Source organism: Streptomyces sp. NPDC002896 (genome assembly GCF_040295225.1).
Taxonomy (GTDB): domain Bacteria; phylum Actinomycetota; class Actinomycetes; order Streptomycetales; family Streptomycetaceae; genus Streptomyces.
Genome location: NZ_JBEOVA010000002.1, coordinates 361,359 through 386,825 on the forward strand (window position 1 = coordinate 361,359; position 25,467 = coordinate 386,825).

Genomic DNA, 25,467 nt, shown 5'->3' on the forward strand with positions numbered 1-25,467 from the left:
ATCGAGGAAAGATCGGCGATACGAGATGGGCCCTCGTATGACAGGGCGGGACAACGTGGGAGAGCGGACGGCCGGTCCGGAACCTGTGTCCGTCGCAGTCGATGCGCAGGGGAACGTCACGGCCTGGAGCGCCGGGGCCCAGCGACTGCTGGGTCATGCACCGGCGGACGTCGTGGGCCGCCCGCTGGCCGGACTGATCGACGCGGAGGGCCGCGAGGCCGCGATGGCGGGGTTCCCGGCGGCCGGGCAGGCGGGCGAGTGGACCGATGCGGTCACCTTGGTGCACCGCAACGGCCGCCGTCTGGATGTGTGCCTGCGGGGTGTGCAGCTGCTGGACGGCGAGGGCCGGCCGCAGTGGTTCCTCTCCCTGCGGCAGCCGGCGCAGCCGGCCACGTGCGACGATGTCGCCGAGCTCCTGGAATGGGTCTTCAACCAGTCCCCGATCGCCATGACCCTGCACGACGGTGAACGGCGGATGATCCGGGCGAACAGTGAGATGACACGGATCCTGGGCCGCTCCGAGGAGCAGATGCGCGGCCTGAGAGCCCCGGACATCGCCCCGGCGACCCGCACCGCCACGCGCCTCGACCGGGCCATCGAACTCGCGCTGCGGACGGGCGAGCCCTCCATGGAGGAGATCCTGGACCGCGTGCCGCCGGAGACCCAGGTGCGGGCGTGGACCACGGTGATCTCGCCACTGAAGGACCCGACCGGAAAGGTGCGCGCCGCCTGCACCGCACTGTTCGACGTCACCGAGCAGTACCGGGCCCGCCGGCGGCTCACGGTGCTCAACGAGGCCAGCACCCGAATCGGCGGAGTGCTGGACGTGCACCGCACGGCCGAGGAGACGGTGCAGCTGGTGGTGCCGATGCTCGCCGACTTCGCGACCGTCGACCTGCTCGAACATGAGCTGGAGCCCCCGGGCGCGGTGCCTCCGCCGGACGGCTCGGTCACGCTGATCCGCATGGCCCAGGAGTCGGTCCTCGAGGGATACCCCGAATCGGTGGTCGCGTCGGGAGAGGCGGACGAGTACCCTGCCATCTCACCGCTCGCCCGCTGCCTGGTCACCGGCCGCGCCACACGCCACTACGTGGGTGATCCCGAGATCCACGCCTGGCTCCACGCCAGTCCGCAGCGCGAGGCGAGCGTGCGCCGGTACGGGATCCACTCGATGATGAGCGTGCCGCTGCGGGCACGCGGCACGACCCTCGGGCTCCTGCTGTTCATGCGCCACGAGCAGCCGCTCCCCTTCGACGACGACGACCTGTTCCTCGCCGAGGAGGTCGCCGCGCGAGCCGCCGTCTGCATCGACAACGCCCGTCGCTACACGCGTGAGCGCAGTACGGCCGTCACGCTCCAGCGCAGCCTGCTGCCAGGCCACCTGCCGCCCCAGGCGGCCGTCGAGGTCGCGTCCCGCTACCTGCCCGCTGGGCCCCAGATCGGCGTCGGCGGCGACTGGTTCGACGTCATCCCGCTGTCGGGCACCCGGGTCGCCCTCGTCGTCGGCGACGTGGTGGGCCACGGCATCCACGCCTCCGCGACGATGGGCCTGCTGCGCACCGCCGTACGCACCCTCGCCGACGTCGACCTGCCGCCGGACGAGCTCCTCACCCACCTGGACGACGTGGTCAGCCGCCTCAACGCCGAACAGGAGCCGGGTGGCACCCGCGGCGACATCGGCGCCTCCTGCCTGTACGCGGTCTACGACCCGATCTCCCGCCGCTGCACCCTCGCCCGTGCGGGCCACCCCGAACCCGCCCTCGTCACACCGGACGGAACGGCCCGCTATATCCGTATGCCCGCGGGCCCGCCCCTGGGGCTCGGCGGCATCCCCTTCGAATCCACGGAGATCGAACTGGCCGAGGGGAGTCTGCTGGCGCTCTACACGGACGGGCTCATCGAGTCACGGGACGGCGACCTCGGTGCCCGCCTGAACGAACTGCTGCACGCCCTCGCGGAACCGGCTCCGTCCCTCGAGGCCACCTGCGAGTCGGCGCTCAAGGCCCTGCTGTCCGACCGCCCCTCTGACGACGTCGCCCTGCTCACCGTCCGTACCCGGGCCCTGACCGCGGACCAGGTCGCCACCTGGACGCTCCCCTCCGAGCCTGCCGTGGTCTCCGAGGCACGCTCGCTCGTCGCGAGTCAGCTGGCGACATGGGGCCTCGGCGAGGCGGCGGCGTACGTCACCGAGCTGGTGGTCAGCGAACTCGTCACCAACGCCATCCGCTACGGCAGCTCGCCCATCCAGCTGCGCCTGATCCACGACCGCACGCTGATCTGCGAGGTGTCGGACGCCAACAGCGCCGCTCCGCACCTGCGCCGCGCCCGGGTCTTCGACGAGGGCGGGCGCGGCCTGCTGCTGGTCGCGCAGCTCACCCAGGCGTGGGGGACGCGCCAGACGTCCGCGGGCAAGACGATCTGGGCTGAGCAGAGCCTCACCGACTACTGACGTCGCCGACTCTTTGCTGATGTGCTGAGGCGCCCTGCCCCTAGTCGGGGTGGGGCGCCTCGCGCCGTCGTGCGCTCTCGCCGGGCATGGCCCAGGTGGGTGCCGCTGGAGGTCAGTACCGCAGGGCGCCTGCGATGTGCTGTGTCTCGTCGAGCGTGCCGTCCGGGACGAAGCGGACATCGGCGCCGGTCTCCAGGGCCTGTTCGACGATCTCGTCGATGATGTCGTCGCGGGCGTCCAGGTCCGTGCTCTCGGCAGGGACCAGATGGTCACCGTCGTCGCGGACCGTGAGGCGGTAGTTCTCCTCGACGGCGAGCAGGCGGAGCCGGCCGGCGTTCGCCTCCTGCCAGACCTCGTCGACGCCGGCGGCGAACTCCTTCCGGCCGCGGGCCTTCCCCAGGTCCTCAAGTACGGAGGCGACCTCCTTCTTCTCCTCGGCGGCGATGACGGGTTGGATCGCCTGCCACACCGCTTCGGGAGTGCGGTGTGCGAGCCCGCCGTGCGGGATGGGGGTCGCGTTCTTGGCTGCCGTGCCGGCCTCGCGGAGGAGGGAGAGCGCCGCCGTTTCGCCGGTGATGTACAGGGGGCGCGGCTCGGCTTCGAGGATGCGGCCGAGCGCGTTGTCGGCGTCCCGCAGGAACAGGCGCGACGCCTCGTCACGGAACGTGCTCGGCACGTCGCCGATCTGCTGCTGGCCCCGCGGCTCGGCGTCCGGATCCTGGAGGCTCCGGGTCAGCGGGAAGCCGCCCCTGCGCTCCTCGACGACGCGGTCCGGGCCGCCGTTCCAGAGGGTGACGCGGCCGGCCGAGACGGCCAGCAGCCAGAACGTGCGCTCGGAGGCCCGAGCGGCGACGAGGTTGCGGGTCAGGTACGTGTCGGAGAGCACGACCCGCTCGGGCACGGAGCGGGCCAGGTACCAGACCTCGTGCTCTCCGGGAGCGGCGAAGATGACCAGGCCGTCCTCGGCATGGACCAGGTCGATGTCGGCCGTGGCCCTCTCGAGCTGCTGGATGACGTCGTTTCGCCGGTCCCGGGTGACGGCGGGGTCGGCGTCCAGCTGCTTCTTCGCCTCGGCCAGCAGGTTGCGCAGGCGGACGGGGTCCTGGGCGTTGTCCGGCTCCCGGCGGTGTGTCGGCATCAGCAGGGACACCGCCGGATACGGCCGCGGCTGGCGCAGTCGGGCAAGGGCGGAGGGGCTGAGAGCGGGCTGCATGACGCTCCTTCCGGGTTCAGAGGGTCGGTGACGCATGGCCGGGGGCGCTGGACGCGCGCCGTGTGTGGCGCGCGCCGTGTTCGGCGGGTTGGCTCGGGCCCTGGTGGGCGGAGGGCCCGCCCGCGGCCTGCGTTCCTCAGCGGTCCGCGCCGGTGAGCTGGGCGGCGAGTTCCTGGCTGTGGTGCCGGGCTTGACGAGAGCTGATCACGATGGGTTCTGACATGGTGCCTCCCGCGCTACCGACTAGCCAATATGCACCATATGTCTGATTCGGTGATCATGCCTGCGGTGCGCTGCCCGCCACGGTCCGACCGGGTTCGAGGCGCTGGCCGCCCGTCGTGCGGCGGTACGGACCGTCACTGGTCGGCGGCTGATTCCCCGCACCGAGAAAACGATGCTCAGTACGCGATATTCAGGCGTTTTTCGCATGTCACTTGCTAAAGTCTGTGCCGTGGGAATGTCTCTTGGCGAGCGAGTGCGGGCCACCGTGGCGGCCCTGATGCAGATCACCGGCGAGTCCCAGGCGGGGCTCGCCGCCGCACTCGGCGTGAACCAGACGCAGGTGAGCCGCCGTCAGACGGGCAGTGCCGCATGGAGCCTGGACGACTGTGACGCGCTGGCCGCGCACTACGGGATCGACGTGCTCGACCTGCTGGCCGGCCCCACGCGGGCCTGTGAAGCCCTCCCCGTCAGGCGTCGGCGCAGCTCTGCGCGTACGATGCCGGGCCGTCGGCGTCATGTGGGCGCGACGAAGGGGGCGGCTGCACGGTGACGGACTTCCAGGCGATCGACGCACTGCTGGCCGGCGTCCGGCAGGAGGCCGAGCTGCCCGCGCCCGAGCGGCGGCGCGCGCTGCGGGACGCGCTGGGGCTGTCGCGCACGCAGGTGGCGCAGGCCCTCGGGGTGAGCCCGTCGACGGTGGGCGGCTGGGAGGCGGGCCGTGACCCCAGCGGTGAAGCACGCGAGAAATACGCGTACTTCCTGCAGGGCGCGCAGGCCAAGCTGGACGCCGAGGCGGCGGCATCGGCGGCTCATGATGCCACCGAGGATGAGCACGAAGCGGCTCATGGCGCCACCAACGACGAGCACGAACCCGACGAGGTAGTGGCGTCGGCGGGAGCCGACGAGGTCGAGACGCTGGGGGTGCCCCAGCCGTGCGTACTGTGCGGGCAGCCCGCCGCCCATCAGGTCGCCGGATTCGCTCAGCACCTCGACCCGGCCGAATGCGCCGGAGCCACCGAGCAGACCGCTTCGACGCCGCCCGTGGGAGCGGTCGGCCGGGCTGCCGCATCGCCGACCGCAGGATCAGTCGATCCCGGCCGAACGGACCTGGCCGAGAGGGCGGACCGACCAGACCGAACGGATCAAGCCGACCGGACACATCGAAGTGATGGAGGCGACCGAGCCGGGCACCGGCCGGTGAGGGTGGTGCCCGTCGGCCGCCGGATGCAGGAGGCGTCCGAGACGCGGGACGTGATCGGCGAGGCGGTCGCTGCGGCGCTCGCCCAGCACGCCGGTGACGTGGAGGCGGCGACCGGCGCTCTGGTGAAGCGCGCCATCCCGGACGCGATGGCGCTGTTGGACGAGACGCGAAAGGGCGGGCGGTACGACATCGTGGCGTACCCCTGGATCCCGGACATCCTGCGCAAGCAGACGTCCCGCGGAGCCGATCAGATCTGGGAGGCCCGTCCCAAGTGGGCGCGGCCCGAACTGCCCGCCGGTCACCATGAGGTGACCGCGCTGGACATCAACGGCGCGTACCTCTCGGCGCTCAAGACCCATCTGCCGATCGGCCAGCTCGAGCACTCCACCGGCTTCGACCACGACCGCCGCCGCGCCGGCGTGCACCTGATCACGCCGCCCGAATGGGAGCACGAAGCGGTCCTGCCCAACCCGCTGGGCAACCGCGACGAACCCGGCCCGCTGTGGGTCACGGAACCCACCCTGCGCCTGCTGCTGCGCCTGTCCGGCCCAGAGTACGGCTTGTGCGAACCGCCGGTGATCCACGAGTCGTTCACCTCCGGCGCGACGGAGAACCTGCTGGAGAAGTTCCGTGTCGCGCTCAAGGACGCCCGGGACGGGGCGATCGCCGACGAGGACGAGGTGACGCTGGAGTATGTGAAGGCGATGTACTCCAAGTTCGTCGCGACGATGGGGGAGTCGAACTTCAACCGGGAGCTGTACCGGCCCGACTGGATGCACCTCATCCGCTCCCAGGCCTTCGCCAACCTGTGGATGAAGGCGTACAAGGCCCACGGCGAAGGACTCACCGTGGTGCGCGCGATGGGCACCGACGAGCTGCACGTCATCGGTGACTGGCGGCGTGTCTTCGCCGAGGGCCGCGGCGTCGCCGAGGTGAAGGTGAAGGACGTCTACACCGTCGGCACGGACCCCGACCCGGCGACAGCGTCCGCCGACGACGAGCACACCGACACCGGGGCGACGGAAGGAACCGCACGTGCCTGAGCGCACCATCGAGTTCGGCAAGTACGGTGCCCGCGGCATCAAGGGCAGCGAGGCCGTGGCCCGGCAGCTCGACGCTCTCGCCGGCTTCGTCGCCACCCCCGTCACCAGCCGTCGCGGTCTGCTGGCCCGTCTGCACTACCTCACCAGGTCCGACCACGCCCGCGCCGCGGCCCGCGAGGCGGGCCTGACGGTGACGGACCGCACGCTCAAGGCATGGCTCGAGGGCAGACGCAGCCCCACGAAGAAGAACCTGGAGACGATCGACACCGCCTACCGCGCGGTGCGCCGCCGCAACGTCGCCCGCTATCTCCTGGCCCGCCTCAACGCCCGCGGCGGCACCCGCGTCGAACTGCACCCCCTCAACCAGTCCCAGGTCATCCGCACACGCCAGCGGGTCGTCGAGTTCCGCAGCCTCAACATCCGCCACTGGGACCGCATCGTCGAGGCCTGGGTGGCAGGCGACGCGCAGGCACTCGACGACGCATGGACCGACCAGATCGTCGACCTGGGCTCCGAGTGGGGCCAGTACGAGTTCGTCACGAACGTCGGCTTCGCGGCGTAGGTACGGTTTCCGGGGCTTCCGGGGCCCGAAGACGCACGCCGCTCACACACCCTGGCCCCCCGCTGTGCAGACGGCGTAACCGCTCATGATCCACTCGTGTCACATCGGCGTAACGGGCATTTCGTACGCTCGACCTGCAGAAACCGCACGAGAGGGGCCGCCCGTGACCGAGACCACCGACCAGGTGAGAACGGTCTGCTCGTACTGCGGCGTGGGCTGCGGAATGGTCCTCGACATCGGCATGGGCCCTGACGGGCGGCGTAAGGTCCTCAAGGCGTACGGCGACAAGGCGCACCCCGCGAACTTCGGGCGGCTGTGCACGAAGGGCGCCACCACGGCCGACATGCTCACCGCCCCCGGACGCCTTGGCGGCGCGCTCGTGCGGGCACGGCGCGACGAGGAGCCCGTGCCCACTCCAGTCGACGCGGCGATCAGCGAGACGGCGCGGCGGTTCCGGGCGATCATCGACGAGCACGGGCCGGACGCCGTCGCCTTCTACGTCTCCGGGCAGATGAGCCTGGAGGCCCAGTACCTGGCGAACAAGCTGGCCAAGGGCTTCGTACGCACCAACCAGATCGAGTCGAACTCGCGCCTGTGTATGGCCAGCGCCGGCACCGGCTACAAGCTCTCGCTGGGCGCGGACGGTCCGCCCGGCTCGTACCAGGACTTCGATCACGCCGACGTCTTCTTCGTCATCGGCTCCAACATGGCCGACTGCCACCCGATCCTCTTCCTGCGGATGATGGACCGGGTCAAGGCCGGCGCCAAGCTGATCGTCGTCGACCCGCGACGCACTGCGACCGCCGACAAAGCCGACCTGTTTCTGCAGATCAAGCCGGGGACCGACCTGGCACTGCTCAACGGCCTGCTGTACCTGCTGTACGAGAACGGGCACACGGACGAGGCGTTCATCGCCGAGCACACCGAGGGCTGGGAGGCGATGCCGGAGTTCCTTGCCGACTACCCACCCGCCGCCGTCGCCGAGATCACCGGAATCCCGGAGCAGCACATCCGCGCGGCAGCCCAGCTGATCGGCGAGGCCGGGGACTGGATGAGCTGCTGGACCATGGGCCTCAACCAGTCAACGCACGGCACCTGGAACACCAACGCCCTGGTCAACCTCCACCTCGCCACCGGTGCGATCTGCCGCCCGGGAAGCGGGCCGTTCTCGCTGACCGGCCAGCCCAACGCCATGGGCGGCCGCGAAATGGGCTACATGGGCCCCGGACTCCCCGGCCAGCGATCAGTGCTGGTCGACGACGAGCGTGCCTTCGTCGAGGACCTGTGGGAGCTGCCTCCGGGGACGATCAGGAAGGACGGCGTCGGCAAGGGCACCGTCGAGATGTTCCAGCAGATGGCGGACGGCCGCATCAAGGCGTGCTGGATCATCTGCACCAACCCCGTCGCCTCCGTCGCCAACCGCAGGACGGTCATCGAAGGCCTTGAGGCCGCCGAGTTCGTCGTCGCACAGGACGTCTTCGCCGACACCGAGACGAACGCGTACGCCGACGTCGTACTGCCCGGCGCCCTCTGGACCGAGACCGAGGGCGTCCTGATCAACAGCGAGCGCAACCTCACCCTCGCCCAGCCTGCGGCGGACGCGCCGGGCGATGCACTGGCGGACTGGCGGATCATCGCGGCCGTCGCCCGCGAGATGGGCTACGAGAAGGGATTCTCGTACGACAGCGCTGAGCAGATCTTCGAGGAGATCAAGCGCGCCTGGAACCCCAAGACCGGCTACGACCTGCGCGGTGTCACCTACGAACGGCTTCGGGACACGTCCGTGCAGTGGCCCGCCCCCGACGAGGACGGGCCGGACCGCAACCCCATCCGGTACGTGGACGGCGACGGAGGGCCGGTCTTTCCCACGGCGAGCGGACGGGCAGTGTTCTACGCCAGGCCGCACATCCCCGCCGCCGAGATGCCGGATGACGACTACCCGTACGTCCTGAACACCGGACGGCTCCAGCACCAGTGGCACACCCTCACCAAGACGGGAAAGGTCGCGAAGCTCAACAAGCTCAACCCCGGGCCGTTCGTCGAGCTGCATCCGCAGGACGCCGAGGCGCTCGGCATCGCGGAGGGGGACTCGGTGGAGGTCGCCTCGCGGCGCGGCCGGGCCGTACTGCCCGCGGTGCTGACCGACCGGGTGCAGCCCGGGTGCTGTTTCGCGCCCTTCCACTGGAACGACCTCTTCGGGGAGTACCTGAGCGTCAACGCCGTCACCAGCGACGCCGTCGACCCGCTCTCCTTCCAGCCGGAGCTGAAGGTGTGCGCGGTGTCGCTCACGAAGGTGGCCTCGGCGCCGGCGCCTGCCGCCGCGGATCCGGTCACGGCCGACACCGTCGCACCTTCCGCGGTCACCCCGGCGGCCGTCATACCCACCGCCGTCACCCCCGGCGCGGCGGCGGGGGTCTTCGGCCTGGAGCCCGGCCCGCCGCCCGTGCTGACCGCGCAGGAGCGCCAGTACCTGGTCGGTTTCCTCGCCGGAATCGGCTCCGGCAGTCCCGGCGTGCCCGTGCTTCCGCCCGGGGCGCCCTTCAGCCCGGAACACGCGCTGTGGGTGAACGGCGTGCTGGCCGGGATGTACTCCCGCATCACCACCCCGTCGACGACCGCAGCGCCCCACACTCCCGTACGGGAAGTCGTCGTCCTGTGGGCCTCGCAGACCGGCAACGCCGAGGACTTCGCGGCGGCCACCGCCGAGCGGCTCGCCGCGACCGGCCACAAGACGACCCTGGCCGGCATGGACGACACCGACCTGCGCGCCCTCCCACCCGGCGCCGACGTCCTCCTGATCACCAGCACCTTCGGCGACGGAGACGCCCCCGACAACGGCGCCGGCTTCTGGGACACCCTGGCCGCGCCCGACACCCCGCGCCTCGACGGCCTGCGGTACGCGGTACTCGCCTTCGGCGACTCCTCGTACGACGACTTCTGCGGCCACGGCCGACGCCTGGACCAGCGCTTGGACGAGCTGGGTGCCGTGCGTCTCGCCCCGCGTACCGACTGCGAACCCGACTACGAACCCTCAGCCGAGGCCTGGCTCGATCAGATCCTCACCGCTCTGACCGGATCACCGGCGGCTCCGGCTCCGGGCACCTCTGCTCCGGGCCTGGGGTCGACCCCCGTCCTCGCCCCGTCCTCCACTCCCAGTTCCAGGAAGCCCGTCCCCGTCACCGCCCGTCTCACCGGCAACCGCCTGCTCAGCCTCCCCGGCGCGGGCAAGGAGGTCCGGCGCTTCACCTTCGACACCCGCGACAGCGAGACCCCGCTGACCTATGCGGCCGGGGACGCACTCGGCGTACGACCGGTCAACCACCCAGACCTCGTGACCGAGTGGCTCGCCGTCACCGGCCTCGACGCCGCCACCGCCGTGGAGGTGAACGGCGTCGGCGAGATCCCCCTCGGCGAGGCACTGCACCAGCACCTGGACATCACCAGGATCACCCCCGACCTGCTGCGCTTCGTCAGCGAACGCACCCATGACCCGCGCGACCTGAAGAGGCTGCTCCGCCCGGACAACAAGGACGGACTCGCACAGTGGTGCTGGGGCCGCCAGGCCGTCGACGTCGTCGCCGAGTACGCCGTCCGGGCCCCCGCCCAGGAGTGGGCCGGGGTCTTCAAGCGGCTGCAGCCGCGCCTGTACTCCATATCGTCCAGCCCGCTCGTCGACCCGAACCTCGTCTCGCTGACGGTCTCCGTCGTCCGCTACGAGAACCTGGGCGGTCGTCTTCGGCAGGGCGTCTGCTCGCCCTTCCTCGCCGACGCCGAGCCGGGCACGCCGGTGCCCGTCTTCGTCCAGCGCTCCCCGCACTTCCGGCCGCCCGTCGACCCCGCGACGCCGATGGTGATGGTGGGCCCCGGCACCGGCGTCGCCCCCTTCATCGGGTTCCTCGACGAGCGGCGCGACCTCGGCCACCGCGGCCGCAACTGGCTCTTCTTCGGCGAGCAGCACCGCGCCACCGACTTCTACTACGAGGACGAGCTCACGGCCCTGCTCGACGACGGCACCCTCACCCGCCTCGACACCGCCTTCTCCCGCGACCAGCGCGCCAAGGTCTACGTACAGGACCGGATGCGCGAGCACGGCCCCCAGCTGTGGTCCTGGCTCCAGGACGGCGCCCACTTCTACATCTGCGGCGACGCGTCCCGTATGGCGAAGGACGTCGACCGGGCGCTGCGGGACATCGCCGTCGCCCATGGCGGCCTGGACGAGGACGGCGCCGCGGCGTACCTCAAGCAGCTTGCCGCCGACAAGCGATACGTCCGCGACGTTTACTGACCTCGCACATGCCAGCGCTTACGTGTGAAGTGCCTGGCTCATGCGAATCCCTCATGGATTTCATGCTTGCATCTGCGGCAGTATGATCCTCGCATGCACAGCTACCGGATCGGAGACGCGGCCGCCCTGATGGGCGTCAGCGCCGACACCCTCAGGCGCTGGGTCGACAGCGGGAGGCTGCCGGCCGAGCGCGACGAGCAGGACCGCCGCATCATCCGCGGAGCGGATCTGGCGGCGTTCGCCCGGGAGTTGCACCGCATGGAGCGCGAGAACACCGGCTCATCGGCGCGCAACCGCTTCTCGGGCATCGTCACCGACGTGATCCTCGGGGACGTGTCGGCGCAGATCGAGATCCAGGCCGGGCCGTTCCGGGTGGTGTCGATCATCAGCCGTGAGTCGGCCGAGGAGCTGCGGCTCGAGCCGGGCGTTCCGGCGGTGGCCGTGATCAAGTCGACCAACGTGGTCGTCGAGCGGCCGTAGAGGCCGCAGAGAACCTGGGGGAGCAGACCCGTGATGAACCGTTCCGTACGCCGCACCCGTCGCACCCGCGTGACTCTTCGGAATCGACGGACGCTGCAGCTGGCAGGCGGAGGTGCCGCCGTGCTGCTGGCGCTCAGCGGCTGCTCTTCCTCCGCCTCGTCCTCCACTGGTCCTTCCGGTTCGTCGTCCTCGTCGGCGAAGCTGTCCGGCACCGTGACCGTCTTCGCGGCCGCCTCGCTGAAGGAGAGCTTCACCACCCTGGGCAAGGAGTTCGAGAAGGCCCATCCGGGTACCAAGGTCACCTTCAACTTCGGCGGCAGCGACACCCTTGCCGCCTCGATCACCTCGGGTGCCCCGGCCGACGTCTTCGCCGCCGCCAGCGACAAGACGATGAAGACCGTGACGGACGCCGGCGACGCCTCGGGCACGCCCGCGCCCTTCGTACGCAACCAGCTGGAGATCGCCACCCTGCCCGGCAACCCGGAGAAGGTCACCTCGCTGAAGGACCTCACCGACTCCAAGCTGAAGGTCGCGCTGTGCGACAAGGAGGTGCCGTGCGGTGCAGCCGCTCAGAAGGCCCTTGACGCCGCCGGACTGAAGCTCACTCCCGTCAGCTACGAGCAGGACGTCAAGAGCGCCCTGACGAAGGTGGAGCTGAAGGAGGTCGATGCGGCCGTCGTGTACAAGACGGATGTGAAGGCGGCGGGCGGCAAGGTCGAGGGCGTGGAGTTCCCGGAGTCGGCAGAGGCCATCAACAGCTACCCGATCGTCCTGCTCAAGCACGCGCCCAACGCCGCCGCCGCCAAGCAGTTCATCGCGCTTGTGAGGTCCGGCGACGGGCAGCGGGTTCTCAGCGCGGCGGGTTTCCTCAAGCCATGACCGGCCCGGATCAGCCCGGCACTGCAGTCGGCCGCCGTACCACGGCCGATGCCGGCGGTACAGGCGCCTCGGCCGACACCCTCACGGGCGGCCCGCAGCGCCCCTACCGCCGACGCGCAGGGGGTCGGTCCGGCGCCAGGGGCCGGACCCCTTTGCCGCTGCTGCTGCCCGCGCTGCTGGGCCTCGCCTTCCTTCTTCTGCCGCTGATCGCGTTGGTGCTGCGCACGCCGTGGAGCAGCCTGCCCGAACAGCTGGCCGCTCCAGGCGTCTGGCAGGCCCTGCGGTTGTCCCTGGTCACGGCCACGGCCGCCACCGCCGTGAGCATCGTGCTGGGCGTTCCGCTCGCCTGGCTGCTGGCCCGCACCGAGTTCCCGGGCCGCGGTCTCGTACGGGCCCTGGTGACGCTCCCTCTCGTCCTGCCCCCGGTGGTGGGCGGTGTGGCGCTGCTGCTGGCGCTGGGCCGCAACGGCGTCGTCGGCCGGTGGCTGGAGGCATGGTTCGGCGTGACCCTGCCGTTCACGACGGCGGGGGTCGTCGTGGCGGAGGCGTTCGTGGCGATGCCGTTCCTCGTGATCAGCGTCGAGGGCACGCTGCGGGCGGCCGATCCCCGTTACGAGGAGGCCGCGACGACGCTCGGCGCCTCCCGGTTCACCGCCTTCCGCCGCGTCACCCTGCCGCTGATCGCGCCGGGCATCGCGGCCGGCGCCGTACTGGCCTGGGCCCGGGCGCTGGGCGAGTTCGGCGCCACCATCACCTTCGCGGGCAACTTCCCCGGCCGTACGCAGACGATGCCGCTGGCCGTCTACCTCGCCCTGCAGAGCGACCCGGCCGCGGCGATCACGCTGAGCCTGGTCCTGCTCGCCGTGTCCATCGCGGTCCTCGCCGGACTGCGCGACCGATGGATGACCGCCCCATGACCATGCGCACCAGCGAAGGCCTGAACAAAAGCCTGGACGAAGGCCTGGACGCACGCCTCGTCGTCGACCGCGGTACGTTCCACCTGGACGTGGCACTGACCGCCGCACCCGGCGAGGTCGTCGCCCTCCTCGGGCCCAACGGCGCCGGCAAGACCACCGCCCTGCGGGCGCTGGCGGGACTCACCCCGCTCACCGGCGGCCATCTGCGGCTGGACGGAAGCGACCTGGACCGTACGCCGCCCGAAACCCGCCCCGTCGGCGTCGTCTTCCAGGACTACCTGCTCTTCCCACACCTCACCGCCCTCGACAACATCGCCTTCGGGCCCCGCTGCCACGGCCTGCCCAAGGCCGAGGCCCGCGCCCAGGCCGCCGAGTGGCTGGAGAGGATGGGCCTGGCCGGCCAGGCGACGTCGAAGCCGCGGCGGCTGTCGGGCGGCCAGGCGCAGCGCGTCGCCCTCGCCCGCGCCCTGGCGACCCGCCCGCGCCTGCTGCTGCTCGACGAACCGCTCGCCGCCCTCGACGCCCGCACCCGCCTCGACGTACGAGCCCGACTCCGCCACCACCTGGCCGACTTCGAAGCAGTCGCCATCCTGGTCACCCACGACCCGCTCGACGCCATGGTGCTCGCCGACCGCCTCGTCGTGATCGAACACGGACGCGCCGTGCAGGACGGAACCCCCGCGGACATCGCCCGCCACCCGCGCACCGACTACATCGCCCATCTGGTCGGCCTCAACCTCTACCGCGGCCAGGCCGACGGTCACACCGTCCGGCTCGACAGCGGTCCGGTCATCACCACCACCGAGGAGCTCAAGGGCCCGGCGTTCGTGGCCTTCCCGCCCAGCGCCGTCACCCTCCACCGCGACCGCCCCACCGGCTCCAGCGCCCGCAACCTCTGGCAGTGCAACGTCGCGGGCCTCGAGTCCCACGGCGACCAGATCCGCGCCGACCTCACCGGCGACCTTCCCCTCGCCGCCGACCTCACCACCGTCGCCGCCGCGGAACTCGGCCTCCATCCCGGTGCCGACGTCTGGGCCACCGTCAAAGCGACCCAGACGCACGCCTATCCGGCCTGAAGCGTGATGCGTCACGCGGCGCCGGCCGCGCCGTCTACGGCTGTCTCGACCGGACCCGGTGGTGCTCGTGGGCGGCCCTGGTCGGCGGTTCGCCGCGGCGCACCGAGCCGGGGGCCCGGGCGGCAGGGTGGTCGGCCCTGGCGGAGGAGGTCAGTTGCCAGGGGACACTGATGACCATCACGCCGGGGGTGAACAGCAGGCGGCTCTTGAGCCACAGCGCGGACTGGTTGTGCAGCAGGTTCTCCCACCAGCGGCCCACGACGTACTCGGGGATGAACACGGCGACTACGTCGCGTGGGCTCTCGCGACGGATGGAGCGTACGTATTCGACGACCGGCCGGGTCACCTCGCGGTAGGGCGAGTCGATGACCTTCAACGGCACCTCGATGCCGTACTCCTCCCACTGCCGGCGCAGTGCGGCAGCCTCGTCGCGGTCGACCGACACGGTCAGGGCCTCGAGCTGGTCGGGGTGGAAGGCGCGGGCGTAGGCGAGGGCGCGCAGGGTCGGTTTGTGGAGGGTGGAGACGAGGACGATGCCCAGCACCCGGGAGGGGGCGACGAGTTCGCCGTGGGGGTCGGTGACGGCGAGCTCGGCGGCGATGGCGTCGTAGTGGCGGCGGATGCCGCGCATCATCACCCACAGCACGATCGCGGCGAGCACCGCCAGCCAGGCTCCCTCGGTGAACTTGGTGGCCAGCACGATGACCAGGACGAGTCCGGTGACGAGGGAGCCGACCCCGTTGATGACGCGGGCGAAGTGGTACCGGCGGCGCACGGCGGGGTCCCGTTCGGTGCGCAGCTCCCGGTTCCAGTGCCGCACCATGCCCAGCTGGGAGAGGGTGAAGGCGGTGAACACGCCCAGGATGTACAGGTGGATGAGGCTGGTGACGTTGGCGTGGTAGCCCCACAGCAGCAGTGCGGCGACGACGGCGAGCGCCAGGATGCCGTTGGAGAACGCCAGCCGGTCGCCGCGGCTGTGCATCTGGCGGGGCAGATAGCGGTGCTGGGCCAGGATCGAGGCGAGCAGCGGGAAGCCGTTGAAGGCGGTGTTCGCGGCGAAGACCAGTACCAGCGCGGTGGCGGCCTGGACGAAGAAGAACCCGACGCTGTGTTCGCCGCCGAAGACCGAGGCGGCGAGCTGGGCGATGACAGTGCGCTGCGTGTAACTCTCGCAGTCGCCCCGCAGCCCCGTCAGCCGGCATGCGTCGTCGGTGATGTGCACCTTGGAGATGAGTGCGAGCACCGTGACGCCGGCGAACATCGTGATGGCGATGACGCCCATCGCGGTCATCGTCGCGGCCGCGTTCTCCGACTTGGGCTTGCGGAAGGCCGGTACGCCGTTGGAGATCGCCTCGACGCCGGTCAGCGCGGTGCAGCCGCTGGAGAAGGCGCGCAGCACCAGCATCAGCAGCGCCAGGCCGGTGAGATGGGCCTCCGCGGGATCGGGCGCGATGCCGTAGTGAGCGCTCTCAGCGACGGGCGCGTCCCCGAGGAGGTAGCGGATCAGGCCGGTGACGACCATGATCAGGATGCCGCCGATGAACAGGTACGTGGGTGCGGCGAAGGCCCGGCCGGACTCGCGGACGCCACGCAGGTTCACGGCGGTCAGCAGGGCGACGAAGCCGATGGCCATGGCCACGCGGTGCTCGGCGAGCGCGGGCAGCGCCGAGATGATGTTGTCCACGCCCGAGGCGACCGACACGGCCACCGTCATCACGTAGTCGACCAGCAGCGAGGCGGCGACCACCAGTCCGGCCGACGGGCCGAGATTCGTGGAGACGACCTCGTAGGACCCGCCGCCGCTGGGGTAGGCGTGCACCACCTGCCGGTAGGACAGCACCACGACCGCCATCAGAGCCACCACGGCCGCCGCGATCCACGGCGTGAAGTGCAGATACGCCAGCCCGCCCAGCGTCAGCACCAGCAGGATCTCCTGGGTCGCGTACGCCACCGATGACAGCGGGTCGGACGCGAAGATCGGCAGGGCGAGCCGCTTCGGCAGGAGCGTCTCGTGCAGCTCGTCGCTGCGCATGGCCCGGCCGATCACCAGACGTTTCAGGACAGCCGTCACGTTGAACACGGCGCGAGCGTAAGTCGGCAGATGGGCATCGGGCGTAATAGTGAGCGGGCAAACGGGCGTTAAGGCACCGTTAGGATTTCGCGGAATTCCATCATTCAGCGCAAAAGCGCTGGTTGTGCCCCTGGCTGGTTCTGATTCCCAGTTTTCCTATCGATTTACTAGGGAAACATTGACGCGGGACTGCGGGCTGAGCAGGATGGGTGCATGCCCCACACGCAGCAGCCGCTCGTTCGCCGCAGGCATGTCGACCTCTGTCGCGTCGCCAGCGCCGCCTGCTGTTGCGTGCCGAGCCGCGGCTGAAGCGTTCCCGCGCGCCGCTCGTCTCCGGCCTGCCCCGTCCGGCACCGCCCAAGGCGGGCTCCACGGTTCCGCGGTTCCGGGGTTCCGGGGGCGATGAGACATCGTCCGCATCGGCACGGCGCGGCGTGCGCGCAGACGCACGGAGGCCGGACAACGGCCGAGCCGTCCGTCCCCGAATCCGGTGAGTTCGAGCTACCGGACCGCCGTATTCACACCCCTGCCAACAGTCTTGGAGGCCTCAGTGGGCACTGCCCCAGCTCCATCCGGCGTTGCTGCGCCGCCCTCCTGTGCCGACACGGCGCACCCGCGCCGGAGCCGCGAGGTCCGAGCCCACGGCTGCTGTACGAGCCGACGCCGCCTCACCACGGGAGAGCGGGCGTGACGATGACGGAAACGGCAGTGGAGCAGCCGGCAGCGGACGAGGCATCCGACCCCGCACGGTGGCTGCACATCGCCCGTGAGGCGGCGGACGACCTGGCCATGGACGCGGTTGCCCGAGAACAGGCCGGGAAAACACCGTTCGACGAGGTGGCCAGGTTGCGGGAGGCAGGACTGCTGACGCTGCTGATACCGAGCGAACACGGCGGAGGAGGCGCGGACTGGCGCACGGCCTACGCCGTCGTCCGGCGCATCGCCACGGCCGACGGCGCGATCGGCCAACTGCTCGGCTGCCACTACTTCCTGTCGTCCAGCGCCCGGTTCTTCGCCGGCCCCGCCCTGTCCGCCCGTGTCGAGCGGGAGTCCGCGGCCGGCCAGTGGTGCTGGGGAGGCGGCCTCGCCCCCGGCGAGCCGCATCTGACCCTCACGGCGACCGGGGGCGGCTATCTGCTGGACGGCCACCAGAGCTATCCCACCGGAGCCAGGGTCGCTGACCGGCTTGCGGTCCGTGCCGTCCGGTCCGACACCGGCGAGCCCCTGGCCGTCCTCGTGGACCCCGCGCACCCGGGCGTCGTATGCGGCGACGACGGGGAGACGTTCGGGCAGCGGCTGGCGGCCGGCGGCAGCGTGGAGTTCGACTCCGTGCCGGTGGCGGACGGCGACGTGTTCGGTTCCCTTTCCCCGGACGAGGGCGTTCTGCCGCCCTTCGCCGGCCTCGCCGCACCGGCCGCACGTCTGGTCTCCGTCCAGCTCTGCCTCGGCATCGCCGAGGGCGTACTGGCCGAAGCCCGTGAGTACAGCAGGCCGGTCAACTCAGCCGCCCAGCCCTACAGCCCACCCCAGGACCCCTACGTGCTCACCGCCTACGGAGAGCTCGCCGTGGCCGCGCGCGCCGCGTCCGCCCTCGCCGACCAGGCCCTGGACGCCCTCGACCAGGGGCTCGGGCGCGGAGAGGACCTCAACGACGACGAGTGCGCCGAGATCGCCGTACTCGCCGCCGCGGCAGAGGCCGCCGCATCCCGGGCCGCCCAGCAGATCACCGCACGCGCCCTGGACGTCATCGGCGCCGGCTCCGCCTCCTCGCGCCACGGCCTCGACCGCTTCTGGCGCAACGCCCGCACACACACCCTGTACGAGCCCGTCGCCCACAGACTCCGTGAGGTCGGGGACTACTTCCTCAATGGTTCACACCCTCCCTTCGTCCTGCCCTCCTGACCACATGCACCCACGTGTTCGTGCCCGCCGGACCACCGCCTCCGCCACGCACGCGTGCCCCGCGATCCGCCCGCGCACCGGTGTCGGATAATCGCGGCATGCGGATCTCTGCGAGGGCGGACTATGCGGTGCGGGCTGCGTTGGAGCTGGCCGCGGCAGGCGATGACACCTCGGTCAAGGCCGAGGCGATCGCCACGGCGCAGGGCATCCCGCACAAGTTCCTCGAAGGCATCCTGGGCGACATGCGCCGGGGCGGACTGGTGGCCAGCCAGCGCGGCGGCAAGGGCGGCTACCGGCTGGCCCGCCCGGCGGACTCGATCGCCATCGCCGACGTGATCCGCGTCGTGGACGGCCCGCTGGTGTCCGTGCGGGGCGTGCGCCCGCCGGAGCTCTCGTACAGCGGGCCGGCGGAGGCACTCCTGCCGCTGTGGATCGCGGTACGCGCCAATGTGCGCAAGATCCTCGGCGAGGTCACCCTCGCCGAGGTGGCGGCGGCCAAGCTGCCCGACGAGGTACTGGGCCTTGCCGAGGACCCGGAGGCCTGGACGAACCCGTAGCTGGACGGGACGCCGTTCGAGGCCTGAGGTCGAGGATCAAGCTGAGCGGCCGGCTCTGCACCGGGCCCGGGCACCGACCGGCCATGTCGCGTCCTGCTGAAACCACTGCGGGGCATCCCGGCAAGCTCAGCCGTTGCCGGCCCCGTCGCTTCGGGTGCGGCGCAGTGTGAAGGTGTCGACCGGCTCGATCGGGCCGTACAGACCGGTTACGGCGTAATAAGTGACCGCCATGCTCGTGATTCCGCCTGCGTGCGTGCCGGGGGCGACGGAGAAGGCGACGAAGCCGTAGGGGTTGACGCGGTCGCGGAACGCCGACCACGGTGCCGCTTCCGTCACGTAGACGGGCTGCTTCTTTCCGTTCGAGCCGGTGGGGCCGACGCCGGTGATGACGTTGCACTGCGGGGTGTCGAACAGCACGTCCATGGACGGAATCGAGGTGCCGCCTCCGCCGATGACGAGGTGGACGGTGCCTGCGGTGGTGTCGACGAGGTCGGTACGGGTGGCCGCCGGATCCGGCGTCATCGTGTCGTTGGGCTGATGCCCGCGAATGGGGTGCGATCGCTCGTAGTGGTGTTCGTGACCGCAGACGACCACGTCGACACCGTATTGGTCGAACAGCGGCAGCCACCCACCGTCGGTGTTCCCTGGTCCCCGAAACTGGTGAAGGTGAACGGCGCCCTGCCGCGCGGTGCCGTCCGGAACGTCCCCGGCTCGGGCCTGGCTGGAGCGCGCCGGCGAGGACGAGGCCGTCATCGAGCCCGCACCTCCGCGCATCGCTGCGCAACGGCGGCCCGACCCCGAGGTGGCCGGACTCCCCTGGGCGGACGCCCGATTCGGCCACCAGCCGCCCGCGAAGTAGCGCACTGTCACGGCCCCGCGAGCATCAGTGGAGGAGTTGGCTCTCTTGACGGGGGCCGCCAGCCGTTCGACACTCCAGGGCAGAAGGCGAGTGAACGGGCAGGAGATCATGGGGCGTTCGGAGCTGGACACCATCAGCGCGGTACGCGCGCTCCAGCTGCCGTTGCTGACCTCCCGTCGCCACGTCGATCTGCTGCGCGTCTGCAGCGCGGCAAGTTCCCTCGCGTGAGGCGGTAGCGCCAGCGGCGGCTTCGGTGGGGCAGATGCAGCCTCGTCCCGACCGCGTCCGCGCCACCTCACCCCTCTCACCTCTCATCGCGATCTCCGCATTCCCAGGTGCATGGGCGCGCGCCGACGCCGCCGCGCCCCATGCCTGCCGCATGTCTGCGTACCGAACCCGACGCAGCAGACCGCCCACCACGAGCCGCGTGCCGCAACCCGGACCGGACCGAGGGAGACCCATGCTCGCCGCACCTTCGACAGCCACGCCGCCCTTCCGCGGAAGGATCGGCTGCGACACACGCAGCGGCTACTACGCCGCACCGCACCGCTACCGCCTCCATCTCTCGCTCACCTGCCCGTACTGTCTCCAGATCGCCATCACCCACAGCCTGCTCGGCCTCGGCGACGCGCTCCCCGTCACGCTGCTGCCGTCCGTGCCGGACGGACCCGACGGCAGCCACGCCGCCCTGCGCCCGCTGTACGAGGCCAGCGCGCACCAGTACCCCGGAACCGCCGCGCCACCGGTGCTCAGCGACGGATGGACCGGACGGATCGTGAGTACGCACACCCCGGACATCCTGCGAGACCTGGCCCGGCAGTTCGGCGACCGCGGCCCGGAGCTGCAGCCGTACGGCACGGAGGACGAGATCGACGCCATCGGACGCCTCTGCGAGCGGGGCATCAACGAAGCCGCGCAGCGCGCCGGGCAGCCGGGTATCGACTGCACGGCGCGCGACGCCGCCCTGGGCACCCTCTTCGGCGCGCTGGACGAGCTGGAGCGGCGGCTCGCGTTCCAGGACCACGTCCTGGGCAGCGAACTGACCACCGCCGACGTGCAGGTGTGGGTCACGCTGCTGCAGCTGGACACCGTGCACCGCCGCCACTTGGACGTCGCAGCGGTGCACCGCATCGCCGGCCATCCCCGGCTGTGGGCGTACGCCCGCCGCCTGGCATCACTCCCCGCCTTCGGCTCCCACCTCGACCTGGACGGCATCGACCGCCGGCACGACGCACACTGCCAGGGCCTGGAGTCCGCCGGTGCGGCGGTGCAGATCGTGGACTGGGCGGCGGCATACGCATCGGGGGAGGCCGCGACGGCCGGGGAGCAGGCGGGCTGACGGAGGGGGCCAGGCGGCCGTAGCGACGGTTGCGCTCGATGGACGGCACGGCGAGCAGTGCGCACCCGCGGTGCGCACGTGCGCCGCACGCCCGCGGCCCGCGCGTCGTTCGGCTGCCCGGGTGGACGTGCGAAGCGTCCGGCGGTGTGGCTGAGTGTGCGTATGTGGCAGTTTTTCGCGGACAATCCCTGGGAGACGCTCTTCGTAGTGATCACCTTGGGGTCGCTCTTCGGCATGGTGCGTTTCGGGCCGGTGAAGCTGGGGGCGGCGGGGGTCCTGTTCGTCGGCCTGCTGGTGGGGGCGCTGGATCCGGACGTCGGTCCGGCGGTACCGGCGGGGCTGTCGGTGTTCGGACTGGCGCTGTACGTGTACACCGTGGGATTGGAGTCCGGGCCGGCCTTCTTCCGCGAACTGAGGCCCCAACTGGTCGTGATGATCGGCGCGGTGGCGGCCCTCGTCGTCACCGCCCTGGCGGTAGGACTGCTGGGCAACTCGGTGTTCGGGATCAGCGGCCCCTTCCTCGCGGGCGGCTACGCGGGCATCGGCACCACCACACCCGGCCTGGCCGCCGCCCAGGCCGCCTCGGCTGACCCGACCGAGCCCGCCACCGGATACGCGATCGGCTACCCCCTGGCCGTGATCGTCACCATCATGTTCGTCGCCGCGATCGCCGGACGGCGCAACTGGCCCGCCCGCCGCGATCCCGGTGAGGGCCTGCCCGACCGGCTCGTCACCCGAACGGTCCTCGTGACGCGACCCACCGAGTGGGCCGAGGTACCCGGGGTGGCAGAGAAGCGACTGCGGGCCAGCGCCATCCGCCCCCGCGAAAGGACCACCAGGGTCGCCCACCGCCTCGACCACCTGGCCGTCGGCGACCAACTGGTGCTGGTGGGCGGGCCCGACGAGGTCGAAGCGGGGGCCAAGGCCCTCGGCGAGTACGCGCCCGACCACCTCCTCGACCGGCGCGACACCGTCGACTACCGGCGAGTGCTGCTCACCAACCCCGACCTCGCCGGGCGCACCGTCGGCGAACTGGACCTCGAGGGCCGCTTCGGCGCCATGGCGTCACGGGTGCGGCGCGGTGACGTGGACCTGCTGGCGCACGACGGGCTGCTGCTGCAACTCGACGACCGCGTACGCGTGGTCATGCCGCGCGACAAGGCCGCCGAGGTGACGGAACTGCTCGGCGACACCGAGGCGAAGGTCAGCGAGGTCAGCGCCGTGAGCCTCGGCCTCGGACTCGCCCTGGGCTTCCTGATCGGCATCCCCAGCCTCACGATCGGCGGCACCACGCTGTCCCTCGGCACCGCCGCCGGCCCGCTGCTCGTGGCGATGGTCCTGGGCTGGCGGCGCCGTACCGGCCCGCTGGTGTGGACGCTGCCCACCCGCGCCAACCTGACCTTGCGACAGATCGGCCTGCTGGTCTTCCTCGCCTGCGTCGGCCTGACCTCCGGCTACTCCTTCAGACGGGACGCCTTCTCGCTGTTCGGTCTGAAACTGCTGGTCGTTCTGCTGATCGGGGCCATCGTCAGCTACGCACTGCTGGTCGCGGCGTGCCGACTGCTCGGGCAGAGCCGCGAGCGCACGATGGGCCTGCTCGCGGGGTACGTCGGCAATCCGGCGATCACCGCATACGCCAACAGCCGGGTCACCGACAGCCGCGTCAACACCGGCTACTCGACGCTGTTCGCCCTCGCCATCCTGGTGAAGATCGTCTGCATCCAGCTCATCGTCGGCCTTTGAAGTGCTCTCCCGGCAGCCGGGACGGGCGGGCCGGCGGACGGACTCAGCTCACCCGGAAGCCGTCCTTGACCTTGTCGAAGACCGGCTGGTACGTGTCCCACGCGTTCTCGGGGGCCGAGAGATAGATGTCGTACTCCTTGCCGTCCTGCGTGAACCCGAGCTCGACGGCGCGGAACCCGCGTACCCGCCCCTGGAACGTGAACGCCCACACCGCCGCGCGCTGCCCCCGGAACGTGGCGTGCTGAAGGTACAGCCTCCGGTACACGGAATAGTTGATCTTCGTGTTCGCCTCGATGTCCTCGAAGTGCGCCAAGGGGTCCGAGCCCGCGGGGTCCACGACGCCGATCGTGATGCCGACCAGGCCTGAACTGTCGATGTAGTTGACCTGCTCGGCCGTCCGCTTGCCGGGCCTCCAGTCGTCCGGTACGGGGAAGGCGACCCCGAGCTTCGGCTCCTCGATCAGGTGGTAGCCCTGCGGGACGGGCGAGGGTGCGTACGACGTCGGTGTGCCGGCGGGGGTTGTCGCCGCGGCGGTCGTCGCTGTGCCCTTGCCGGATGAGCTGTGCGTATTGGCGGACGGGCTGCGCGATGCTCCGTAGAGCCCACCCGCCACGGCCGCGGCCACGACCACCACCGCCACGCCGGTCCACAGCGGGGCACGGCTCCGGCGATCGCGGCGGCTCCTGCCGTCGCCACCGCCCCGTACGGGCTCGGGTATTGCCGCGTTCCCGCCCGACGTCGGGCCCGCTGCCGCATACGAGAGCCGGCCCGAGGCCGCCTCGTCCGCGACGGTCACGCCGTCCCACGTCAGGCTCGAGGCTCCCCGCTCCGAGGTGTTCTGCTGCGAGACCGGGGTCCTGACCGGCAGCAGCACCGTCGCCGCCTGCGACTCGGGCGCCCGCAGCACCCGCTCGACCTCCTCCGCCGAAGGCCGTTCGTCCGGGTCCTTGGCCAGCAGCGCCTCGATCAGCGGCTCCAGCGGACCTGCCTGCTTCATGGGCTGCGCCGGGTCGACGGCGATCGCGTACGCCGTCTCCACCGCCGTGTCCTTGCGGAACGGGGGCCGCCCCTCCACCGCCTGGTACAGCGTGGCACCCAGCGCCCACAGGTCCGAGGCGGGACCGGGCGTCCTGCCCCTGATCCGCTCCGGCGCGATGAAGTCGATGGACCCGACGACCTCGCCGGGCTTCGTGAGCGTCGAGGTTCCGGTCGCCATGGCGATACCGAAGTCGGTGAGGACTATTCGGCCGTCGGCGCCCAGCAGCACGTTGCCGGGTTTGACGTCGCGGTGCAGTACTCCGGCCGCGTGTGCGGCCCTGAGCGCGGCGATCATGCCGCGCCCGATACGGGCCGCCTCCGTGGGCGCGATGGTCCTGCCGCCCTTGAGCAGCGTGCCGAGGGTGGTCGAGGGCACGTACTCCATGACGATGCACGGCAGTCCGTCGTCCTCGACGACGTCGTGGACGACGACCACGTTGGGGTGAGTGATGCGGGCGGCGCTGCGCGCCTCGCGGCGGGTGCGTTCATAGAGCGTGATGAGCTCGTCGTCGGCGAGATGCGGCTGCACATGCAGCCGCTTGAGCGCGACCTGACGGCCGAGCAGCTCGTCCTGGGCACGCCACACGGTGCCCATGCCGCCACGGCCGATCTGTTCGGTCAGCCGGTACCGCCCGGCGACCAGCCGCCCCTCGTCCGACACAGCACACCCCTCCACCTGCGCTTGATTCGTTGCGACACGATATACGCGTGATCGTGGGGGCGATCAGCAAGGGTCGAAGCGTTACCTTGCGCTGCCAGGCGGTGCGTTTCCGCATATTGAGGTGCTTGTACGGAGCAGGCTCTTTCGGAGGCGCCAGGACTCAGTTCTGCCGTTCGTCGATGCCCGCCATGAGGGCCTGGTGACTGCGGCGGACATGCTCACGCATCACCCGCTCCGCGCCGTCGCCGTCCTTGGCGAGTATGAGGCCCAGTACGCGGTGGTGCTCGTTGTCGGACTCGCTGAGACGGCCCGGCTGGGACAGCGAGGTCCGGACCAGGCGGGCGTAGGCCAGCTGGTTCATCAGCGTGCGGTAGTGCGCCTCCAGCTTGCTGTTGTCCGCGCCTGCGACGATCAGGTCGTGGAACTCGTGGACCAGCTCCGCGTACCGCTCCGCGTCGCCGTCGCGCACAGCCTCGTCCGCCGCCCGCATGTTGGCCTCGAGGCGCTCCACCTCGGGGACGTGTCCGCGGAACGCGAGCAGGCGGGCGGCGGCGCCCTCCAGCAGTTCCTTCATCTGGAACAGCTCGGTCAGTTCTCGTCGGGACGGCACGGCGACGAAGGTGCCGACCCGCGGCCGCACCTCCACCAGTCCCTCGATCTGCAGCTGCTTGAGGGCCTCGCGGATGGGGGTGCGGCTGACCCCGAAGGTCTCCGACAGGGCCATCTCCGACAGGCTGGAGCGGGGCGGCAGCTCACCGCTGATGATCATCTGCCGCAGTTCCTCGGCGACCCGCGCCTGCATGCTGGTCCCCGCGAGTCGTTTCCCCGACTGTCCTGTGGGTCGTTGCATGGTACGTGACAGTAGGTGTGGCCTCCGCTTCACGTCAACCGGCGTCGCACGCCCAAACCTCTGCCATGCAAGCGGCCCGTATGCCCCTGCCGCCGTCGTCACGACGGGAGGACGGCGATC

Annotated in this window: 20 protein-coding genes; 15 read left to right on the forward strand and 5 right to left on the reverse strand. The window is 71.0% G+C overall.

Annotated elements, in window-relative coordinates; all coding sequences use genetic code 11:
- Positions 1 to 85 precede the first annotated feature (85 nt).
- Positions 86 to 2,449 carry a SpoIIE family protein phosphatase gene (locus tag ABT009_RS03885; protein WP_351289202.1) on the forward strand — a complete coding sequence of 788 codons (2,364 nt, stop codon included), beginning with the start codon at positions 86 to 88 and terminating at the stop codon, positions 2,447 to 2,449.
- Positions 2,450 to 2,561: 112 nt separating this feature from the next.
- On the opposite strand, the gene ABT009_RS03890 is transcribed toward ABT009_RS03885, so the two are convergent.
- Complete coding sequence (locus ABT009_RS03890) at positions 2,562 to 3,662, reverse strand: baeRF3 domain-containing protein (protein ID WP_351289204.1); 1,101 nt, start codon at positions 3,660 to 3,662, stop codon at positions 2,562 to 2,564.
- A gap of 451 nt (positions 3,663 to 4,113) precedes the next feature.
- On the opposite strand from ABT009_RS03890, the gene ABT009_RS03895 reads away from it, so the two are divergent.
- The 8 genes from ABT009_RS03895 to ABT009_RS03930 all read left to right on the forward strand — a co-directional run bounded on the left by ABT009_RS03895 (position 4,114) and on the right by ABT009_RS03930 (position 14,327).
- Positions 4,114 to 4,434 (forward strand): helix-turn-helix transcriptional regulator, encoded by a 321-nt coding sequence (locus tag ABT009_RS03895; protein ID WP_351289206.1) that lies wholly within the window; start codon positions 4,114 to 4,116, stop codon positions 4,432 to 4,434.
- Positions 4,431 to 6,128: a helix-turn-helix domain-containing protein gene (locus ABT009_RS03900; protein WP_351289208.1), complete on the forward strand. Its 1,698-nt coding sequence runs from the start codon at positions 4,431 to 4,433 to the stop codon at positions 6,126 to 6,128. The genes ABT009_RS03895 and ABT009_RS03900 overlap by 4 nt, the downstream gene beginning before the upstream one ends.
- Positions 6,121 to 6,690, forward strand: coding sequence for a transcriptional regulator (locus tag ABT009_RS03905; protein ID WP_351289210.1), 570 nt, complete (start codon positions 6,121 to 6,123; stop codon positions 6,688 to 6,690). The genes ABT009_RS03900 and ABT009_RS03905 overlap by 8 nt, the downstream gene beginning before the upstream one ends.
- Positions 6,691 to 6,913: 223 nt before the next feature.
- Positions 6,914 to 10,975: a bifunctional nitrate reductase/sulfite reductase flavoprotein subunit alpha gene (locus ABT009_RS03910; RefSeq protein WP_502989814.1), complete on the forward strand. Its 4,062-nt coding sequence runs from the start codon at positions 6,914 to 6,916 to the stop codon at positions 10,973 to 10,975.
- A gap of 93 nt (positions 10,976 to 11,068) precedes the next feature.
- Positions 11,069 to 11,455, forward strand: a complete 387-nt coding sequence (locus tag ABT009_RS03915; RefSeq protein ID WP_351289214.1) for a TOBE domain-containing protein — start codon at positions 11,069 to 11,071, stop codon at positions 11,453 to 11,455.
- 33 nt (positions 11,456 to 11,488) lie between these two features.
- Positions 11,489 to 12,334, forward strand: coding sequence for a molybdate ABC transporter substrate-binding protein (gene modA, locus ABT009_RS03920; protein ID WP_351289216.1), 846 nt, complete (start codon positions 11,489 to 11,491; stop codon positions 12,332 to 12,334).
- Complete coding sequence (locus ABT009_RS03925) at positions 12,331 to 13,251, forward strand: ABC transporter permease (RefSeq protein ID WP_351289218.1); 921 nt, start codon at positions 12,331 to 12,333, stop codon at positions 13,249 to 13,251. Before modA ends, ABT009_RS03925 begins: the two co-directional genes overlap by 4 nt.
- Positions 13,248 to 14,327 (forward strand): ABC transporter ATP-binding protein, encoded by a 1,080-nt coding sequence (locus tag ABT009_RS03930; protein ID WP_351289220.1) that lies wholly within the window; start codon positions 13,248 to 13,250, stop codon positions 14,325 to 14,327. The genes ABT009_RS03925 and ABT009_RS03930 overlap by 4 nt, the downstream gene beginning before the upstream one ends.
- A gap of 34 nt (positions 14,328 to 14,361) precedes the next feature.
- Here the strand turns inward: ABT009_RS03930 and ABT009_RS03935 are convergent, their stop codons facing one another.
- A complete protein-coding gene (locus ABT009_RS03935; RefSeq protein ID WP_502989815.1) occupies positions 14,362 to 16,359 on the reverse strand; it encodes an APC family permease in 1,998 nt (665 codons plus the stop codon).
- Between the two features lie 252 nt (positions 16,360 to 16,611).
- Between ABT009_RS03935 and ABT009_RS03940 the strand changes: the two genes are divergently transcribed.
- From ABT009_RS03940 to ABT009_RS03950, 3 genes are all read left to right on the forward strand, one after another.
- Positions 16,612 to 16,707, forward strand: coding sequence for a putative leader peptide (locus tag ABT009_RS03940; protein WP_351289224.1), 96 nt, complete (start codon positions 16,612 to 16,614; stop codon positions 16,705 to 16,707).
- 384 nt (positions 16,708 to 17,091) lie between these two features.
- Positions 17,092 to 18,300: an acyl-CoA dehydrogenase family protein gene (locus ABT009_RS03945; RefSeq protein WP_351289534.1), complete on the forward strand. Its 1,209-nt coding sequence runs from the start codon at positions 17,092 to 17,094 to the stop codon at positions 18,298 to 18,300.
- A gap of 98 nt (positions 18,301 to 18,398) precedes the next feature.
- The gene (locus ABT009_RS03950; RefSeq protein WP_351289226.1) at positions 18,399 to 18,857 is read left to right on the forward strand and encodes an RrF2 family transcriptional regulator; all 459 of its coding nucleotides are present in this window, start codon (positions 18,399 to 18,401) and stop codon (positions 18,855 to 18,857) included.
- A gap of 126 nt (positions 18,858 to 18,983) precedes the next feature.
- Here the strand turns inward: ABT009_RS03950 and ABT009_RS03955 are convergent, their stop codons facing one another.
- Positions 18,984 to 19,610, reverse strand: coding sequence for a metallophosphoesterase family protein (locus ABT009_RS03955; RefSeq protein WP_351289228.1), 627 nt, complete (start codon positions 19,608 to 19,610; stop codon positions 18,984 to 18,986).
- A gap of 214 nt (positions 19,611 to 19,824) precedes the next feature.
- On the opposite strand from ABT009_RS03955, the gene ABT009_RS03960 reads away from it, so the two are divergent.
- From ABT009_RS03960 to ABT009_RS03970, 3 genes are all read left to right on the forward strand, one after another.
- The gene (locus ABT009_RS03960; RefSeq protein WP_351289230.1) at positions 19,825 to 19,944 is read left to right on the forward strand and encodes a putative leader peptide; all 120 of its coding nucleotides are present in this window, start codon (positions 19,825 to 19,827) and stop codon (positions 19,942 to 19,944) included.
- Between the two features lie 232 nt (positions 19,945 to 20,176).
- Complete coding sequence (locus ABT009_RS03965) at positions 20,177 to 21,055, forward strand: glutathione S-transferase C-terminal domain-containing protein (protein ID WP_351289232.1); 879 nt, start codon at positions 20,177 to 20,179, stop codon at positions 21,053 to 21,055.
- Between the two features lie 162 nt (positions 21,056 to 21,217).
- Positions 21,218 to 22,798 carry an aspartate:alanine exchanger family transporter gene (locus ABT009_RS03970; protein ID WP_351289234.1) on the forward strand — a complete coding sequence of 527 codons (1,581 nt, stop codon included), beginning with the start codon at positions 21,218 to 21,220 and terminating at the stop codon, positions 22,796 to 22,798.
- Between the two features lie 43 nt (positions 22,799 to 22,841).
- On the opposite strand, the gene ABT009_RS03975 is transcribed toward ABT009_RS03970, so the two are convergent.
- Positions 22,842 to 24,497: a protein kinase domain-containing protein gene (locus ABT009_RS03975; protein WP_351289236.1), complete on the reverse strand. Its 1,656-nt coding sequence runs from the start codon at positions 24,495 to 24,497 to the stop codon at positions 22,842 to 22,844.
- A 160-nt stretch (positions 24,498 to 24,657) separates the two neighbouring features.
- Positions 24,658 to 25,347: a GntR family transcriptional regulator gene (locus ABT009_RS03980; protein WP_351289238.1), complete on the reverse strand. Its 690-nt coding sequence runs from the start codon at positions 25,345 to 25,347 to the stop codon at positions 24,658 to 24,660.
- Positions 25,348 to 25,467 lie beyond the last annotated feature (120 nt).

Bases quoted from the DNA above. Each gene is read 5' to 3' on its own strand.
- modA (WP_351289216.1), top strand. From the start codon at position 11,489: ATGAACCGTTCCGTACGCCGCACCCGTCGCACCCGCGTGACTCTTCGG.
- ABT009_RS03890 (WP_351289204.1), bottom strand. From the start codon at position 3,662: ATGCAGCCCGCTCTCAGCCCCTCCGCCCTTGCCCGACTGCGCCAGCCG.
- ABT009_RS03915 (WP_351289214.1), top strand. From the start codon at position 11,069: ATGCACAGCTACCGGATCGGAGACGCGGCCGCCCTGATGGGCGTCAGC.
- ABT009_RS03935 (WP_502989815.1), bottom strand. From the start codon at position 16,359: ATGCGCAGCGACGAGCTGCACGAGACGCTCCTGCCGAAGCGGCTCGCC.
- ABT009_RS03980 (WP_351289238.1), bottom strand. From the start codon at position 25,347: ATGCAACGACCCACAGGACAGTCGGGGAAACGACTCGCGGGGACCAGC.
- ABT009_RS03940 (WP_351289224.1), top strand. From the start codon at position 16,612: ATGCCCCACACGCAGCAGCCGCTCGTTCGCCGCAGGCATGTCGACCTC.
- ABT009_RS03930 (WP_351289220.1), top strand. From the start codon at position 13,248: ATGACCATGCGCACCAGCGAAGGCCTGAACAAAAGCCTGGACGAAGGC.
- ABT009_RS03950 (WP_351289226.1), top strand. From the start codon at position 18,399: ATGCGGATCTCTGCGAGGGCGGACTATGCGGTGCGGGCTGCGTTGGAG.
- ABT009_RS03970 (WP_351289234.1), top strand. From the start codon at position 21,218: ATGTGGCAGTTTTTCGCGGACAATCCCTGGGAGACGCTCTTCGTAGTG.
- ABT009_RS03945 (WP_351289534.1), top strand. From the start codon at position 17,092: ATGACGGAAACGGCAGTGGAGCAGCCGGCAGCGGACGAGGCATCCGAC.
- ABT009_RS03910 (WP_502989814.1), top strand. From the start codon at position 6,914: ATGGTCCTCGACATCGGCATGGGCCCTGACGGGCGGCGTAAGGTCCTC.
- ABT009_RS03960 (WP_351289230.1), top strand. From the start codon at position 19,825: ATGGGGCGTTCGGAGCTGGACACCATCAGCGCGGTACGCGCGCTCCAG.
- ABT009_RS03955 (WP_351289228.1), bottom strand. From the start codon at position 19,610: ATGACGGCCTCGTCCTCGCCGGCGCGCTCCAGCCAGGCCCGAGCCGGG.
- ABT009_RS03925 (WP_351289218.1), top strand. From the start codon at position 12,331: ATGACCGGCCCGGATCAGCCCGGCACTGCAGTCGGCCGCCGTACCACG.
- ABT009_RS03965 (WP_351289232.1), top strand. From the start codon at position 20,177: ATGCTCGCCGCACCTTCGACAGCCACGCCGCCCTTCCGCGGAAGGATC.